The organism is Catenovulum agarivorans YM01 (assembly GCF_000281085.1).
GTDB lineage: Bacteria > Pseudomonadota > Gammaproteobacteria > Enterobacterales > Alteromonadaceae > Catenovulum > Catenovulum agarivorans.
This window is the reverse complement of the sequence record NZ_JH767549.1, coordinates 9,798-12,824: the sequence shown is the minus strand read 5'-3', so window position 1 is coordinate 12,824 and position 3,027 is coordinate 9,798. Positions and strand designations below refer to the sequence as shown.

The 3,027-nt window shown below is 38.3% G+C and carries 3 protein-coding genes; 2 read left to right on the top strand and 1 reads right to left on the bottom strand.

All coding sequences use genetic code 11. The features are described 5' to 3' along the window. Positions 1–665: 665 nt before the first annotated feature. A complete protein-coding gene (locus WSC_RS0121365) occupies positions 666–848 on the bottom strand; it encodes a hypothetical protein (RefSeq protein WP_016958001.1) in 183 nt (60 codons plus the stop codon). Positions 849–993: 145 nt separating this feature from the next. Here WSC_RS0121365 and WSC_RS0121360 point away from each other — a divergent pair, with 145 nt between their 5' ends. After that, the gene (locus WSC_RS0121360) at positions 994–1,419 is read left to right on the top strand and encodes a hypothetical protein (protein WP_157447385.1); all 426 of its coding nucleotides are present in this window, start codon (positions 994–996) and stop codon (positions 1,417–1,419) included. Between the two features lie 246 nt (positions 1,420–1,665). After that, entirely contained in the window at positions 1,666–2,679 is a 1,014-nt protein-coding gene (locus WSC_RS0121345; RefSeq protein ID WP_157447384.1) for an HNH endonuclease, read from the top strand. The last annotated feature ends 348 nt before the right edge of the window (positions 2,680–3,027 follow it).

Genomic DNA, 3,027 nt, shown 5'->3' with positions numbered 1-3,027 from the left:
CTAATTTTAGCCAAGCTTTTATGCGCCCCATATTGCGGCGTTAGCTAGAAGTTTCTTTAGTTAAAAGTAGTTAAACTGGTGGTGTTGGTTTCGCGGTGCTGGCATTTTCTTGTCTGTTCCGTTAACTTGTTTGTCGCCATGCTCAAGTTGTTTTAAGCTTGGTTTTTCAACCTTGTTTACCGTTGAGCGACATTTGCGTTGTTTGCCCGTCGCTTCAAGTCGGTTTATAAAAATGGACTTTTATGTCGCTACGCTTGTGCGTTTCTCAAGTTCATTTTTCTTAGTTTATTTACGGTAATTGTATTGTGCTAATCTTCAGCTTTTGTTGAGCTTCTAGCCAACAATGCAATTATGAAGGGACGCAAAAAGCTTGGCTGGCGTCACTTCGTTCCTAATTTTAGCCAAGCTTTTGTGCGCCCCATATTGCGGCGTTATACCCTTTACAATCCCCAACATTTATTAAATAATCCATGTTTTAAAATGGAGAATTTGAATAATGAGTAATGATACGCATCACCCAAAGTGTCCTTCTTGTAGTGCAATAGGTAATGAACACCTAGTATCTACGGGTAGTGAATCCACATCTGGCTCAGGTAAGCCTTGGTTTCATACTGTGTATTGTTCTAAGTGTGGTCATGTCTATGGGGTATTCCCTAAAGAAGTGTTCACTTTTGAGCTACCAAGGAAGACTTTTCCTTAAATACATAATTATCATAGAACAAGAAGTAATCTAGAGCATCTTTGTCTTCATTAGATAAACTAGATTCTTCGAGTAGTTTCTTAAATACATTACAACCTTTGGTTAACTTACCAAGGTGTATAAGCGTATGTTGGATATCTTTATCCATAATATATTTAACCTCTTTTTAATTTAATATACCCGAACATCGGGCATAACAATCGTATTAGCTGGACGCAAAAAGCTTGGGCGTTTAGCCCTAGACAATGTGCTGCGCCAGCTATACGGGCGTTATATAACACTGGAACTTACGCGTGTCTTTCTTAATTTTTATCATTTTTATATTCATTTTATATGCGCATTTCAATAAGAAAGCTTCGAAACTAAGTTCTTACTCAATCCATAAAGAATACAGCGGAACGTTGTTTCAAAAACTTTGTGTTAAAACTAATAAATCGAGTTACGAAATTTGTTTTAACATACGCTCCAACAGTTTATTCTGGAATTTCTACAAGTTTGTATTTACTAGAGATCAATTTGAAGATTTGGTTAACTCCTTAAATGAAGGTGTAAAAAAAACGTTTTGCTCTGCCAATGGGAGAGCAATAAAAATAATTAGCTCCCCAGAAAAAGGTGAGGCTTTGCTTCACCTTTCTACCAAACTATCTTGGCAACCTCAGTTTTTGGAGCGTAAAATTATTGACCAATTAAAGTCAGATTTTCGTGATGGTGTTATATAACAATCGCATTAAGGGTGGACGCAAAAAGCTTGGCTGCGCTCATTCTTCGCTTAGTATAGCCAAGCTTTATTGCGCCACTTATGCGGGCGTTAGCTAAGTGCTTAACGTAGTAATAAATTAAAAATTGGTGTTGTAGGTTTTCGAGTTGCTGGTTATTTTGTGCTAAAAAGTAACACCAACTCGCCACGCTCCAGTTGTCGGTAAATTGGTTTTGCTAAATCATTTTACCGTTGAGCGGCAGTTGAGTTGTTTGCTTCTGGTCGCTTCAAGTCAGTTTATAAAAATGGACTTTTGTGTCGCCACGCTTGTGCGTTTTCTCAAGTTCATTTTTCTAAGTTTACTTACGGCACTCGGCATTGTTCGTTTATGCTTCTTTTCGCTGCAAGTTTATTGCTTGAAAATGGAGTGGGTAGGTTGCTAATTTGGTTTTGCGTTGTTTGCGAGTTAAGTTTTAAAAGCTCAGCATTAGCTAACAATGCAGTCAAAGGGATGCAAAAAGCTTGGCCAAATTTTTGCGGAGCAAAAATGTTAGCCAACTTTATTCCACCCTTTACTACGGCGTTAGCCATCTCGGAGAGATATGTGGATATAGAGCTATTCTTTAAGGAATATATTGATTATGTCATTCCAAAGATGGAAACGATCGAGCAATCAATCTATCTCTATGTGGTTCGTCATACTTTGCTAGAAAATAAAGAAAATGTTCTTGTCAGCATTTCAAGTTCTGCTAAATCAAATGCGTTTGGCTTGAGTGGTCGTGGCGGAACAATGGGTATCTCCTCAACCAGAGATAAAGTCTATACACTTCAAGAAAAAGGTTTCTTGAAAGTTGTTGACTCAACACCAACAGGTTTAAGGCTTATGCCTGTGCTTCCGTCAGAAATGCCATATATCAAAGAAATAGAGGAAAATGTAGCGGCAAAAATTCCGCTTGAAGAGCTGGATTTTTATACTGAAGCAAACTTAAGGAACTCACTTCGCGAAAGAGAAGGAAATAGGTGTTTTTATTCTTTACAAAAAATAACGGATGAAAACTTTACTGTAGATCATGTTGTTTCTCGGCCAGAAGGTAAAAATACATACAACAACCTGGTTGCAACCACCAAGGCAATGAATAATCGCAAATCCAACATGAGTGCAGAAGATTTTCTAAGATCTCTTTTCAGAGAGGATTTGCTATCTGAGAGCGAGTTTCAAGAGCGTTTAAAAGCTTTGCAACAATTAAAGGTTTGGGAGCTAAAGCCAAGCATCAATGGCTAACAAACGCATTAAGGGTGGACGCAAAAAGCTTGGCTCGCGTCACTTCGTTCCTAATTTTAGCCAAGCTTTTATGCGCCACTTATGCGGGCGTTAGCTAGAAGTTTCGTTAGTTAAAAGTAGTTAAACTGGTGGCGTTTGTTTCGTAGCGCTGGCATTTATTTGCCTGTGCCGTTAACTTGTTTGTCGCCACGCCGCTGTTGTTTTGAGGTTGGTTTTTCCAACTCGTTTTACCGTTGAGCGGCATTTGCGTTGTTTGCTTGTCGCTTCAAGTTAATTTATAAAAATGGACTTTTGTGCCGCTACGCTTGTGCATTTATCAAGTTCATTTTTCTAAATTTATTTACGGTA